Source organism: Pseudomonas sp. TWI929 (assembly GCF_039673335.1).
In the GTDB taxonomy this organism is placed as follows: Bacteria; Pseudomonadota; Gammaproteobacteria; order Pseudomonadales; family Pseudomonadaceae; genus Aquipseudomonas.
Genome location: NZ_JBDJLK010000023.1, coordinates 21,653 through 35,857, shown reverse-complemented (window position 1 = coordinate 35,857; position 14,205 = coordinate 21,653). Strand labels below are relative to the sequence as shown.

Annotated in this window: 9 protein-coding genes; all 9 read left to right on the top strand. The window is 66.0% G+C overall.

The window, feature by feature from the left end; all coding sequences use genetic code 11:
• Positions 1–105 precede the first annotated feature (105 nt).
• The 9 genes from bcsE to bcsC are packed head-to-tail and all read left to right on the top strand — an operon-like array spanning position 106 to position 13,809.
• Positions 106–1,596, top strand: a complete 1,491-nt coding sequence (gene bcsE / locus ABE456_RS12295; RefSeq protein WP_346644163.1) for a cellulose biosynthesis protein BcsE — start codon at positions 106–108, stop codon at positions 1,594–1,596.
• A complete protein-coding gene (bcsF, locus tag ABE456_RS12290) occupies positions 1,593–1,778 on the top strand; it encodes a cellulose biosynthesis protein BcsF (RefSeq protein WP_346644162.1) in 186 nt (61 codons plus the stop codon). The genes bcsE and bcsF overlap by 4 nt, the downstream gene beginning before the upstream one ends.
• Positions 1,771–3,384, top strand: coding sequence for a cellulose biosynthesis protein BcsG (gene bcsG, locus ABE456_RS12285; protein WP_346644161.1), 1,614 nt, complete (start codon positions 1,771–1,773; stop codon positions 3,382–3,384). Before bcsF ends, bcsG begins: the two co-directional genes overlap by 8 nt.
• A complete protein-coding gene (gene bcsR / locus ABE456_RS12280; protein ID WP_346644160.1) occupies positions 3,381–3,599 on the top strand; it encodes a cellulose biosynthesis protein BcsR in 219 nt (72 codons plus the stop codon). Before bcsG ends, bcsR begins: the two co-directional genes overlap by 4 nt.
• Complete coding sequence (bcsQ, locus tag ABE456_RS12275; protein WP_346644159.1) at positions 3,596–4,303, top strand: cellulose biosynthesis protein BcsQ; 708 nt, start codon at positions 3,596–3,598, stop codon at positions 4,301–4,303. Before bcsR ends, bcsQ begins: the two co-directional genes overlap by 4 nt.
• Complete coding sequence (gene bcsA, locus ABE456_RS12270; protein ID WP_346644158.1) at positions 4,300–6,909, top strand: UDP-forming cellulose synthase catalytic subunit; 2,610 nt, start codon at positions 4,300–4,302, stop codon at positions 6,907–6,909. Before bcsQ ends, bcsA begins: the two co-directional genes overlap by 4 nt.
• Positions 6,906–9,188 (top strand): cellulose biosynthesis cyclic di-GMP-binding regulatory protein BcsB, encoded by a 2,283-nt coding sequence (gene bcsB / locus ABE456_RS12265; RefSeq protein ID WP_346644157.1) that lies wholly within the window; start codon positions 6,906–6,908, stop codon positions 9,186–9,188. Before bcsA ends, bcsB begins: the two co-directional genes overlap by 4 nt.
• Positions 9,188–10,303, top strand: coding sequence for a cellulose synthase complex periplasmic endoglucanase BcsZ (gene bcsZ, locus ABE456_RS12260; protein WP_346644156.1), 1,116 nt, complete (start codon positions 9,188–9,190; stop codon positions 10,301–10,303). The genes bcsB and bcsZ overlap by 1 nt, the downstream gene beginning before the upstream one ends.
• On the top strand, positions 10,291–13,809 hold the full coding sequence (gene bcsC / locus ABE456_RS12255; protein ID WP_346644155.1) for a cellulose synthase complex outer membrane protein BcsC: 3,519 nt from the start codon (positions 10,291–10,293) through the stop codon (positions 13,807–13,809). The genes bcsZ and bcsC overlap by 13 nt, the downstream gene beginning before the upstream one ends.
• Positions 13,810–14,205 lie beyond the last annotated feature (396 nt).

The window sequence follows — 14,205 nt, the reverse complement described above, 5'->3', positions numbered from 1 at the left end:
CGTTTTATTGACGATGCTCGCAGAGCTTCAGCGATGCATGTGTCAGATTCACCTTTCAAACCGTTTTAATTTTTTTGATGTAGAGCCAGTGTTTTGACGATTGGAATGCCGTTTTTGGCTATTTCCGGCTTAGGCGCCGAAAGCAGCCAACTGCATGTACAAGGACTGTATTGGTTGGCCTGTGACACCGCAGAAGACGCCACCTTGCTATGCCGCCAAGTGCTCGGGGGGATGCCCGAACACACTAAAGCAACCCTGATTGCCGATGCGCCAGCCATGGCTGGCGTGCTGGGGGCGCTCGATGCGGAGCAGGGCCCGGGCGAACTCGCACTGTACGAGGCCAGCGCGCAAGCCACCCTGCACTTGGTCGATGATCTGCCGCGCATCGACGTGCCCGGGCGCATGCTCGTGCTGCTGGCGCCTGCCGACATCTGGGCGGCAGGCGCTGTCGAGCGCTGGTGCAATAGGCTGCGCCCGCAGTTGTTGGCCGAGGCTGCGCTGCTACTGGTTATCAGCAGCGGGCAGAGCGCCGGGCTGGTGGAGCACCTGCGTGCGTTCAACCAGGGCATCGACGGGCTGGCCCAGGTGTACCGCGGCAAAGGCGGGGTGCGCTACCTGCAGCATTTCTGGAGCAACCCGCTCGGCAAGGCCGGCACCCGTGACGTTGAACTGGTGCGCCTGAACGCAGGCTTTGCCGCTGCCAGCGCGCCGCAGGCCCCCAGCCACACCGGTGGCGATGAGCTGCTATGCCTGGCCCAGCGCCCGGTCCTGGAGGGTGCGCCCGCTTTCTCCGAACACTGGCAAGTCTGCGAAAACCTTGACGAACTGGGTGCCAAAGCCAGCCGGGCGGTTTCCGCCACGGTGATATTCGCCATGGACGGTGGGCAGCGCCTGGATAGCCTGGCGCGCCAGTTGCACCGCTTGCGCCAGTTGCGCGGCAATGCCCTGAAACTGGTGGTGCGCGAGATGGCGCCGACCTTGCGCTATCAGGATGAGCAGTTGCTGCTGGCCTGCGGCGCCAGCCAGATCGTGCCATTCGGCGCCAGCCTGTCGCGCTTTTTGACCATGGTCGAGAGCATCCAGGGTTACGTCTGGCGCCGGCACCTGCCAGGTGACTTCGATGCCTTGCTGGCACGCCTCCGGCCTCTGGCCATTTGCGGGCTGGTGGCACCCCGTGCGTTCGCCGAAGCCGTGCAGACCATGTGGCACGGGGTGCGTAACGGCGAAATCGTCCACCAATTGCTGGTGTTGCGCCCGGCCCCTGGCCTGACCCCGCTGCAGGCATGCTCGCGCACGGTGTTCCGCCGCGACGGCGACATCGTCTGTGTGGTTGGCGATGTGCTGTTCCTGTTCCTGTTCGCCTGCCGCTCCGAAGGCGTCGAGCAGGCACTTGACCACATCTTCCAGTTGTCGTGGAAAGAGCTGTTCATCAGCCAGGAGCTGCTTGCCGACGTCGACAGCCTGAACACCCAGGCCTTCCTCGACGACCGCGTGCCTCGGCCACCACAGCCGGGCCCGGCGGCGCAGCTGTCTGCTCTGAAGAGGCCGCCCCTGGCACCGCGCAAGGTTGCCCTGGGCAAGCGGGGCACAGCATGAACTATGTGCAACTGCTGCAAGTAATCGGCATTACGGCGCTGGTTACCTTGGGCCTGGCCCTGCTGGTGCTGCGCCTGCACGCCGTGTTGCGTGGCTGGTTGCGCCGCCGCCTTGCCCCCCGTTTTCTGAAACCGTTGGGCGTACGCCACCGCGCAGCACGCCAGGAACCGCGCAATGACTAATACCACAGCCACCCTCCCGGTACTGGCCCGCTGGCCTGGACTGGGAGGGTGGAACCTCTATTTCCTGGCCAAGTTCCTGCTGGTCGCCCTGGGCATGCTCGACTTCCAGGCGCTGCCGAACCTGCTGTTCGCTGCGTTTCTGCTGGTCCCGTTGCCGGGCAAGTGGCTGCGCATTGCGCGGCAGCTGGTGGCCGTACCGCTTGGCATCGCGTTGTTCTACCAGGACACCTGGTTGCCACCTTTCAGCCGCCTGCTGGCGCAGCCAGGGGTGCTGGATTTTTCGTGGGGCTACCTGCTCGAACTGCTGGGCCGCTTCATCAACTGGCAGCTGCTGGGTGCACTGGCGCTGTTGCTGGTGGGCTACCTGTACGTGCGCCATTGGTTGCGCTTGAGTACCTTGAGCCTGCTGGGGCTGGCCTGGCTGGCCGTTGGCGGCTTGCCGTCGCTGGTCGCGGGCCAGGCGCCGAGCGCAGTTGCTGGCAGCTCGAGCGAGCCGGTGCTGGCCAAAGCGCTTGCCGACAATGCCACGCTCGACAGCTGGCTTGAGCGGTTCTTCAGCAGTGAGCGCGAGCGGGTGACGGCGTTCCCAGCCGTGAACGCAGATGAGCAGCCGTTCGACCTGCTGGTGATCAACATCTGTTCGCTGGCCTGGGACGACCTGTCCGCCGTCGGGCTGCAGGACAACCCGCTGTTGTCGCGCATGGACGTGCTCTTTGACCAGTTCAACTCGGCTACGTCCTACAGCGGGCCGGCCGCCATCCGCCTGTTGCGTGCCAGCTGCGGGCAGTCGTCGCACGCGGGCCTGTACCAGCCCGCTCCGGAACAATGCCTGTTGTTCCAGAACCTGGCCAGGCTTGGTTTCCAGAGCAACACCTTGCTCAACCACAGCGGCCGGTTCGACAACTTCATTGGCGACATCACCCAGCAGCGCATGCCGCAACCCGGCATGCGCAGTACCGACTTCCCACGCGCACTGGTGGGTTTCGACGACTCGCCCATTGCCAGTGACCTGGACGTGTTGCGCCGCTGGTGGGGGCAGCGCAAAGGGACCCCGGCCGAGCATGTGTCGCTGTTCTACAACAGCATCAGCCTGCATGACGGCAACCGCATCGTCACCGCCGACGGCGGCACTCGCGTGGCCGATTACGCCACCCGCGCCACCCGCCTGTTCGGCGAGCTTGGCAGCTTCCTCGATGAACTGGAGCGCAGCGGCCGCCGGGTGGTGGTGGCCATTGTCCCGGAGCATGGTGCCGCGCTGCATGGCGACCGCATGCAGCTGTCGGGCATGCGCGAAATCCCCACGCCGTCGATCACCCATGTACCGGTCGGCCTCAAGTTCATCGGCATGGGGCAGCCTGCCCGCGGCGAACCGCTGCGCGTTTCGGCACCTACCAGCTACCTGGCCTTGTCCGAGCTTATCTCGCGCGTGTATGCGGGCCTTGGCCAGCAGCAGGTGCTGGATGTTCCCAGCCTGTTGACCGACCTGCCGACCACCGAACCAGTCGCCGAAACCTCTGGTGCGCAGGTTCTGAACTACCAGGGGCGCGCCTACATGCGCCTGCAAGGCCAGACCGACTGGCAGCCCATCCCCAAGGAGCGCCCATGACGCCTGGCAACGCCGACCCCGCCGATCGTAGCGACGATATTGCCCAACTGCGCCAGCACCTGGAGATGCCGGGGCTGAGCTACCAGGACATTTCCATGCTGGTGGGTGTCCAGCAGGCCTTGCAGCGCTGGCCGTTGCTGGCTGAGAGCTGCCGGGCCGGCGCCCAGGGCCTGCTGTATGCAACTGCATCGCCGCACAACGTGGTGTCGTCATGACCAGCCTGGCGTTGCATGGCGTACGCGGTGGCCTGGGGCGCAGTGCCTTGCTGGCCGCGCTGGGCTATGCGCTGCAGGGCGTGGGCGAGCGGGTGCTGCTGATCGACCTGTGCCCAAGCAACCTGCTCGGGCTGCACTTCAACCTGCCGCTCGACACGTGCGAGGGCTGGGCGCTTGCCGAGCGGGAAGGGCGGCCGCTCAGCGATGCCGTGTATGAGGTGCTCGATGGCCTGTGCCTGATGCCGTTCGGCAACCTGCCCGTCGGCACGCCGGCGCCGCTGGCAAACGCTGTGGCCTGGCGCACTCGCCAGGCCGAACTGGCCGAGCACTTCGACTGGTTGCTGTTCGACCTGCCACAGCCGCCGGCCAATGCCGCTGGCTACAGCGTCGAAGCCGATGTGCAGGTGCTGGTGGCCGAGGCCGAGATGGCCTGCCACCTGCTGCTCGGGCGCCGACCGCTCGAGCACTACGACCTGCTGCTGGTCAACCGTTACGACCCGGCCAGCCGCTTGCAGAGTGACCTGTTGATGGTGTGGCGTGACGTGTTCCGCGACCGCTTGCCGATCCAGCTGGTGCACCGCGACGAGGCCTTTCTCGAGGCCCTCGCGTGCAAGGCACCGCTGGGCCATTACGCGCCGCAGAGCCTGGCCTGCCGGGATGTGCAGAGCCTGGCGGTGCGCTGCCTGACGAGGCGCCAGTCGTGACCTTGAACCCGTTGTCTGCCTGCGCCTGGTTCAGCGCACGCGGCGCACGGCGGCCGGTTGCCTGGCTGTTTACCCTTGGCGTGTGGCTGGCGTTCCTGTTCCTGCGCCTGGAGTCGCCGGCCTGGCAGGCCCTGTTGGCCCAGCGTCAGCGCTTGTACCCGCAGCTGGCGGGCAAACGCCCGAGCCTGGGCGACCCTGTGCGGTTTTTGATCCAGAGCCTGTGGCTGCTGCTGCGCCGCCAACCGGTACCACGCGAACCAGGCACTGCACGCCGCGCCTTCGCCGTAGTGGCTGCGCAACTGCGCGGTGTGCAGCACGTTGTGCGTTACTGCCGCGGCCAACTGATCGACAGGCTGCAGCAGGTGCCCGCACGCTACCGCGCCAGTGCTTTCAAACATGCAGCCTCGGCGCGCCTGCGCGGCTTGAGCAAGTTCGCCCGGCGGGCCTTCTACAGCGTGCTGACGCTGTGCGCCATCAGCCTGGCCGTGTTGTGCGTGACCGAGCCGTTCGGCTACCTGGCGCAGCTGGTGTTCATTTGCCTGCTGCTGGGTATTGCCATGCTGGTGCGGCACATGCCGGGCCGCTTCCCGACCCTGATGCTAATCGTGCTGTCGACCATCATTTCCTGCCGTTACCTGTGGTGGCGCTACACCTCGACCCTGAACTGGAACGACACCACTGGCCTGGTGTGCGGGCTGGTCCTGCTGGCGGCCGAGACCTATTCGTGGTTCGTGCTGATTCTGGGCTACATCCAGACCTGCTGGCCGTTGCAGCGCAAACCGGCGAACTTGCCGGCCAACCCGCAGCAGTGGCCGACCGTCGACCTGCTGATCCCCACTTACAACGAAGACTTGTCGGTGGTGCGCACGACGGTGCTGGCGGCCTTGGGCCTGGACTGGCCACGCGAGTGCCTGCGCATCTACATCCTCGACGATGGCCGGCGCGATGCGTTCCGCGCGTTCGCCGATGAAGTGGGGGTGGGCTATATCGTGCGGCCAGACAGCAAACACGCCAAGGCCGGTAACCTCAACCATGCGCTGGGCGTAACCGACAGCGAGCTGATCGCCATCTTCGACTGCGACCACGTGCCGGTACGCTCCTTCCTGCAGCTGACCGTGGGCTGGTTCCTCAAGGACCCGAAACTGGCGCTGGTGCAGACGCCGCACCACTTCTTCTCGCCTGACCCGTTCGAGCGCAACCTGGGTTCGTTCCGCCGCCGCCCCAATGAAGGCGAGTTGTTCTACGGCCTGATCCAGGACGGCAACGACATGTGGAACGCGGCGTTTTTCTGTGGCTCGTGTGCCGTGCTGCGCCGTAGCGCACTGCAGAGCATCGGCGGCTTTGCCGTCGAGACCGTGACCGAAGATGCCCACACCGCCTTGCGCATGCACCGCCAAGGTTGGTCGTCGGCTTACCTGAGCATCCCGCAAGCGGCCGGCCTGGCCACCGAAAGCCTGTCGGCGCACATTGGCCAGCGTATTCGCTGGGCCCGTGGCATGGTGCAGATCTTCCGCACCGACAACCCGCTGTTCGGGCGTGGGCTGAGCCTGTTCCAGCGGGTGTGTTATGCCAACGCGATGCTGCACTTCCTGGCCGGCCTGCCGCGGCTGGTGTTCCTGACCGCGCCGCTGGCGTTTCTGTTGCTGCATGCCTACATCATCTATGCGCCCGCGCTGATGATCCTGCTGTACGTGTTGCCGCACATGATCCACGCCAGCCTGACCAACTCGCGCATGCAGGGCAAGTACCGGCAAACCTTCTGGGGCGAGGTCTACGAGACCGTGCTGGCCTGGTACATCGCACGGCCGACCACGGTCGCGCTGTTTGCGCCGAAGAAGGGCAAGTTCAACGTGACCGCCAAGGGCGGCCTGATGGAGCACGAGCAGTTCGACTGGCGTATCGCCCAGCCTTACCTGTGGCTGGCGGCGCTCAACGTGGCTGGCCTGGGTTTTGCCGTTTGGCGCCTGTTCACCGGGCCGGCGGCGGAAGTCGGCACGGTGATCGTCAGCTCGCTGTGGGTGGTCTACAACCTGCTGATCATTGGTGGCGCGGTTGCCGTGGCCGCCGAAGTGCGCCAGGTGCGCCGTGCCCACCGGGTACAAATGCGCCTGCCGGCGGGGCTGGTGCTGGCAAGCGGTCACGCCTACCCCTGCAACCTGGTCGATTATTCCGACGGCGGTGTCGGCCTGCAGCTGCATCAGGGCCTGGCGCTGCAGCCGGGGGCGCAGGTACGCCTGCTGCTCAACCGGGGCCAGCGCGAATTCGCCTTCCAGGCTTGTGTCACCCGCACCGTCGGGCAGCACGTGGGCCTGGTGTTCCACGACCTCAGCCAGCAACAGCGCATCGACCTGGTGCATTGCACCTTTGCCCGTGCCGATGCCTGGCTTGGCTGGAACGAGCAGCATGAGGTCGAGCGGCCGCTGCGCAGCCTGGTCGATGTGCTGAAGCTGGGCGCTGGGGGTTACTTGCGCCTGCTCGAGCACATGCCGCCGTGGCTGCGGGCGTGGTTGCGCCCACTGCGCCTGCTGGTGCACTGGCTTGCCAGCTACAGGCCCCGCACGCCGCGGCCTTTCCCTTTTATGAACCCTGTTGATCGAGACGCATGATGACTGGTTATCCCGCGCGCACCTGGGGCCTGGCGATGGCGCTGTTTGCCGCCTTGTCGCAAAGCGCCGCTGCCGCCACTGTGGCCCCGCTTGCCGAGCCCGCCGTACCCACGGTACCGAACTGGCCGGTGACGAAAACCTTCGAGCAGCTCGGGCATGCGTCCGACAGCCTGCTGCTGGGGGTGCGCAACAGCGAGCATATCGAGTTCGGCCTGCGTCGCGACCGCCTGGCCACCGACGCCAGCTTGCAACTGGACTACACGCCTTCGCCCGCGTTGTTGCCAAACCTTTCGCACTTGCGCGTGTACCTCAACGACGAACTGATGGGCGTGGTGCCGGTGGAGAAGGAGCAACTGGGCCAGCGCGTACGCCGCCAGTTGCCGCTGGACCCGAAGCTGCTCAGCGACTTCAACCGGGTACGCCTGGAGTTCGTCGGGCATTACACCGATATCTGCGAAGACCCGGCGCACAGCGGCCTGTGGCTGAACCTGAACCGCAAGAGCCAGGTGCAGTTGCACGAGCAGGCGCTAGCCCTGGACAACGACCTGGCGTACTTCCCGCTGCCGTTCTTTGACGCCCGCGACACTGGCAAGGTAGTGCTGCCGGTGGTGTTCAGCGGCGTGCCGAGCCTGGGTGAGCAGCGTGCGGCGGCGATCCTGGCGTCCTACTTCGGCAGCCAGGCCGGCTGGCGCAAGGCAACCTTCCCGGTGCTGTACAACAGCCTGCCGGCCCGCGTCGCCAAGCCCGCGCCGAGCATCGTGTTCGCGACCAATGACCGTCGCCCGGCATTCCTGGCCGACCTGCAGCAGTTTCCGCTGGTCGACGGCCCGGTACTGCAGATGATCGACCACCCGCACGACCGCTTCAGCAAAGTGCTGCTGGTGCTGGGCCGCAACGATGACGACCTGGTCAAGGCAGCCTCGGCGCTGGCGGTTGGCAACAACCTGTTCCGCGGGGCCCGGGTAAAGGTGGAACAGATGACCGCGCTGCAACCGCGCCAGCCCTACGATGCGCCGAACTGGACGCGTACTGACCGGCCGGTGCGCTTCGCCGAACTGCTCGATTACCCTGAGCAGCTGCAGGTCAGTGGCCTGCAACCGCGGCCGGTTACGCTGGAGCTGAACCTGCCGCCCGACCTGTTTGTCTGGCGCAACCAGGGTATTGCGCTGCGCACGCTGTACCGCTACACGGCGCCTGCAGTGACCGACGAATCGCGCCTGAGCATCAGCGTCAATGACCAGTACATCACCAGCATGCCGCTGGTGGGCAATGACCGGCGTGGCGGCACGCTTGAAGAAATGCGCCTGGCGGTGTTGTCCGGTGACAGCACTGCACTGACAGAGAAGTCGCTGGTGCCGGCGTTGAAGATCGGCGACCGCAACCGCTTGCGCTTCGATTTCAGCTTTGCCAGCACGCTGGGTAGTGCCCAGCGCGACCGCTGCCAGACGTCGCTGCCGGTAGACGTGCGTGCGGCAATCGACGACAACTCGACCATCGACCTGTCCGGTTACCACCACTACATCGCCATGCCCGACCTGCGCGCATTTGCCCGCAGTGGCTTCCCGTTCAGCCGCATGGCCGACCTTTCCGAGACCCTCGCCCTCGTGCCGGCCAAGCCCACGGCGATGCAAGTTGGCACCTTGCTCGACACCGTGGGCGGGCTGGCCGGGCAGATCGGCTACCCGGCACTTGGCCTGAAGCTGGCTGATGACTGGCAGCAGGCAGCAGCGGCCGATGCCGATTTGCTGATGATTGGCAGCCTGCCCGAGGCCTTGGGCGATGCGCCCAACCTTGGCCTGCTGCTCAGCACCCAGCGTGACTGGCTGCTGCAAGGCCGTAGCACCGGGCTGGCGGGCAGCCAGCGTTTCGATACTGCTGCGGTGGCCGCCAGCAGCCGCGTGGCAGTCAGCGCGCAGGGGCCTATTGCGGCCATCACCGGGCTCAAGTCGCCGTTCCATGAGCAGCGCAGTGTTGTTGCCCTGCTGGCCAACAGCGACAGCGAATATGCGTTGCTGCGTGATGTGCTCGGCGATGTAGGCAAGCTCGATGCCGTGGCCGGCTCGGTGACGCTGGTGCGCAGCAGCGGTGTGAGCAGCCAGTTTGTCGGTGACTACTACTTTGTTGGCGCACTGCCGTGGTGGCTGCTGCTGTGGTACCACCTGTCCGAGCACCCGGTGCTGCTCGCGGCTATCGCGGCCACCTGCGTGGTGCTGTTCGCCTTCCTGCTATGGCGGGCGCTGCGCTGGGCGAGCTGGCGCCGCCTGGGCGAGGCGCAATGATGATGCGCCACTGGCTGGCAGGGTTGGTCGCCTTGGGCTTGCCCGTTTTCGTTAGTGCCGCGCCGACCTGCCCGTGGCCGGCCTGGGACCGCTTCAAGGCCGAGCTGGTGAGTGTCGACGGGCGGGTCATCGACCCCAGCGATGAGCGCCTGATCACCACCTCGGAAGGGCAGAGCTATGCGCTGTTCTTCGCCCTGGTGGGCAATGACCGGCCGGCTTTCGCGCAGTTGCTGCGCTGGACCAGCAACAACCTGGCCGAAGGCGACTTGGCCAAGCACCTGCCGGCCTGGCTGTGGGGCCGTAACGGCCAGCAACAGTGGCAGGTGCTGGATGCCAACAACGCCAGTGACGCCGATCTGTGGATTGCTTACAGCTTGCTGGAGGCAGGGCGCCTGTGGAGCGAGCCGGCCTATACGCAACTGGGCCAGCGCCTGCTGTGGCGCATTGCCGCGCAGACCCTGCGCAAGCTGCCGGGGCTGGGGGTGATGCTGCTGCCGGGTGACTATGGCTTCGAGGATGCCCGTGGCACCCGTTTGAACCCGAGCTACCTGCCGCTGCAATTGTTCGACCGCTTTAGCCAGGTGGACCCGCTGTGGGGCGAGCTGGCAGCCAACACGCGGCGTTTGTGGCTGGCTTCGTCGCCCAAGGGCTTTGCCCCGGACTGGCTGCTGTGGACGCCGGCCGGTGAACTGGCGGCAGACCCGCAACATGGCAGCGCCGGTGACTACGACGCCATCCGTGTTTACCTGTGGGTCGGCATGCTGGCCAAGGATGCGGCGCAGCGTACCGAGCTGGTGGCCCACTATGCCTCGATGGCGGCCTTGACCCAAAGCCAAGGGTTGCCACCCGAGCAGGTGGATGCGCGCAGCGGTAAGGCCAGCGGCCATGGCCCGGCGGGGTTTTCTGCGGCGTTGCTGCCATTGCTGGCAGCGTCGCCGGAGCATGTGGTGGCCTTGGCGGCCCAGCGCCAGCGCTTGCACGAGCAGCCGGTCGAGGCCAAAGCGTACTACAGCCAGGTGCTGGCGCTGTTTGGCCAGGGCTGGGACGAAGGCCGTTACCGGTTTGACCCGCACGGCCGTTTGTTGCCGGCCTGGAGTGCGCCATGCAGCGAATGATCGGCGTGCTGGTGCTGGCGGCAGTCGCCGGCCAGGCCGCGGCGCAACCCAAGGATGCCAGTGAACAGCGGCAATGGTTGCTGGACCAGGTACGCCGTGGCGAAGCGCTGCACCGTGACGACCTGGTGCGCGATGCACTGGGCCGCCTGCAGTTGCTTGAGCCACGCAACCCGGATGTGTTGTTGGCGGCCTTGAGCCTGGCGCTGCGCGAGAAGAACAGCGTCGAGGCCGAGCAGTTGAGTGCCCGGATCAGTGCCATCGCGCCTGGCAGCCAGCAGGCACGTCAGGCCACGCGCCTGCTGGCGCTGCAGCAGCCAGACACCGCGCGGCGCTTGCAGCAAGCGCGGCTGCTGGCCGTTACCGGGCGCAACGAGCAAGCGCTGGTGGCTTATGAGCAGTTGTTCGCGGGTGAACCTCCCAGCCTTGAGCTGGCCCTGGACTACTGGCGTGTGCGTGGCAACCTGCCAGGCCAACGCCCTGAAGCGATCAGGCAGTTGCAGCAACTTGACCAGCAGTACCCAGGCAGTGCCGGGTTGCGCCAGACCCTGGCCGGCTGGTTGTTCGCCGAAAATCGCGACCGCGAAGCATTGGCACTACTCGATCAGCTGGCACGCGACCCCGGTGCACGGGATGCCGCTGCCCAGCGTGAGTTCGACTATCTGTCCGGGCAAGCGGTAAGCGCCACCAGCGCGGCAGCCTGGCAAGCCTTTCTCCAGCGCTACCCGGCCTCGCCGCTGCAGGCGCAGGCCAGCGAGACCCTGCAACAGCAGCGTAACCTGCTGGCGGACCCGTCCTGGCAAGCTGGCCAGCGGGGCAAGGCATTGCTCGACAAGGGCCGCGCTGCCGAAGCCGAAGTGCAGCTGCGCCGGGCCTTGCGCCAGTACCCGGATGACGCCAGCCTGCATGGCGCCCTGGGCTATGCCTTGATGTCGCAAAAGCGCTACGAGGATGCCAACACCGCATTGCGCATAGCGACTGCCAAGGAACAGGACAGCTACAAGATCAGCAAATGGAACGACATGGAGTTGGTTAGCCGCTATTGGGCGGTACTCCAGAAGGGCGACCGCGCGCTTGAGGCAAAGGACCTGCGAACAGCGCGTGCACAATATCAGCAGGCACGTCAGCAACGCCCTGGCGACACGTTCGCCTTGTTGGGCTTGGCGGATGTCTCTTGGGCCGAAGGCGATGCAGCTGCGGCGCAGCGGCAGTATTTGCAGGTTCGGCGTATGGCGCCGGACAACGAAAGCGCCGTGCGTGGCCTGATGCGTGTGTACCAGGCGCAATCGCCAGACAAGGCACAGGGCTACCTGGACAGCCTGCCGCCCCGCCAGCAAGCGCAGTTCGCCAGCCTGCGCCGCAGCCTGGCGCTTGCACGTCTGCGCCAGCAAGCGGACCAGGCGCTGCAACGCGAGGACTGGTCGACAGCCAGCAAAGTGCTGGGCCAGGCCACTGCCTTGGCCCCTGATGAGCCCTGGCTGGTCTATCAGTTGGCCAACAGCCTGCGCCACCAAGGGCGCACCGCCGAGGCCGACGTGGCATTTGCCAGGCTTGTGCAACAGCAGCCGCACGACCCTGCAACCCGCTACGCCCACGGCCTGTTCCTGGAGTCCAGCGACCGTGATGCCTTGGCCCTGGACAGCCTGGGCGCAGTGCCGCAGGCGGCCTGGAATACAGATATGCACGCACTGGAACAGCGTATTCGGCGGCGCATGACCCTGGCTTCGGCGCAGCAGTTGCAGGCGCAAGGCCGTAGTGCCGAGGCGACAGCCTTGCTCGAAGCAGGCCTGGCGCGTGGCGAGGGTAGCCCAGACGACCTGATGCTGTTGGCCGAATGGGCAGCAGCGCGCGGCGAGCCAGGCAAGGCGCGCAGCTATTACCAGCGTGTACTGGCCGTACAGCCCGGGCGACCCGAAGCGCGCCTTGGGCTGATCGAAAGTGCGGTGGCCGAAGGCAACCTGGCACAGGCCCGGCATATGCTGGGCGTGCAGGTGCCACAACTGGCTGCAGATGACAGCAACGCCCAGCGGCGCCTGTCGGCTGTCTGGGTGGCCTTGGGCGAGCATGACCAGGCGGCCAGGCAGCTTGAGCGGATAGCCGCGCAGCAGGCCCGCCCCGACCCGTTGTTGCGGCGCGATGCTGCCCGCCTGGTGGCGCAAGATGACCCGCAACGGGCATTGGACCTTTACGCTGCGGCGATGGCAGATGCGCAGTTACTGGCGCGTGCCGCCGTGTCGCCACGGGATGATCGCGCACTCACGCTGGCCAGCCGCGAGCAAGACGCCGATGACTGGCTGGCGCGCAGCCTGCGCAGTGACGTCGATGCACTGTATCGCCAGCGCAATACCCATGTGACGCTGATGCACGACTACGGCTGGCGCGAGGACGACGGTACGCCAGGTACGTCCGAACTGAGTACCCAGTCGACCTTGCTGCATGTCGATACCCCATGGCAGGACGGCACTGCCTTTGCGCGGGTGGAGCGCATCGGCATGGATGCGGGGTCGTTCGAGAAGGACGACCAGGGGCGCTACACACCGGATTACGGTAGCTGCCAGTTTGTTGGCCAGAGTACTGACGGTAAGTCGCTGCCCGCGTGCGCCGGCGGTTCGCAAACCGCTGACGGCAGTGTGCTGGCTTTGGGTTGGCAGGGCAGCCGCTGGGCATTCGACCTGGGTACCACCCAGGGCTACGCGATCAACAACGGGTTGGGTGGCGCAACGGTCAACGGTGACCTCGGCCAGGTTGGCTGGTCGCTGACTGCTTCGCGGCGGCCGATGAGCAACTCGCTGGTGTCGTTCGCCGGGGCGCGTGACAGCCGGACGGGCGTGCACTGGGGCGGGGTTACGGCCAACGGCGCCACGCTTGGCCTGAGCTGGGACCAAGGCGGTGACAGCGGCGTTTGGGCCAGCCTGGGGCACCACTGGCTGTATGGCAAAAATGTCGCCGACAACCAGCGCACCCGCGCCATGGCCGGCTATTACCATCGCGTGCTGGATCAAGCTGACGAGCGTGTTCGCGTTGGCCTGACGCTGATGCACTGGCGGCATGACAAGGACCTGGGCGGCTACAGCCTGGGGCAGGGCGGCTACTACAGCCCGCAGCGCTACACATCGGTGGGCGTGCCGGTCAGTTATGCCTGGCGCAACTACGACTGGTCGGTGCTGCTGGAAGGTTCCGTCAGCTGGTCCCAGGCCCACAGCGGCCGCAGCCGGCTGTACCCGGATGCGCACGTCAACCGCAAGGTGCTGGCGCAGTATGCCGACGGCTCCAACATCGATGCCATGATCGACTCCAGCGACAGCAGTGGGCTGGGCTACCGCCTGCGCGGCCTGTTCGAACGGCGCCTGAGCGACCAGTGGGTGTTGGGCGGCGGGTTCGACTGGCAGCACAGTGATGACTATGCGCCTAGCCATGGCATGCTCTACCTGCGCTACCTGTTCGAGCCATGGCGGGGCAACCTGGCGCTGCCGGTGACACCGCTGGAACCCTACAGCGAGTGGCGTTGACTGCATCGCACTCATTGGCTTGAGGCCATGCACAGTTGAGTAGCTGTCTTATGTTGCCTGTACTGGCCTCATCGCCCTCAAGCCTTGTGCAGTACCTGTGGGAGCTGGCTTGCCGGCGATGAGGCCAGCACAGGCAAGACTCATGGCCAAGGTTGACAGCGTCCCCGTCGCTCAACCATTATCCAGCCATACCCACGCAACGGGCTTACCAGCATGACCCTATCCAACCACGCCATTTCCGCTTCGGGCTTCATTGCCCAGGCAGGCGCGTGCGTTGCCGTTGCCAAGAAATCCAAGAAACAGCCGCTCATCTGACCGAGGCGCGCTGTCTCGTCAGGTGGGCTGACGAGACAGAAGGCGCCAGGTATCCCTGCCAGACCACTTCCACTCTTCGCC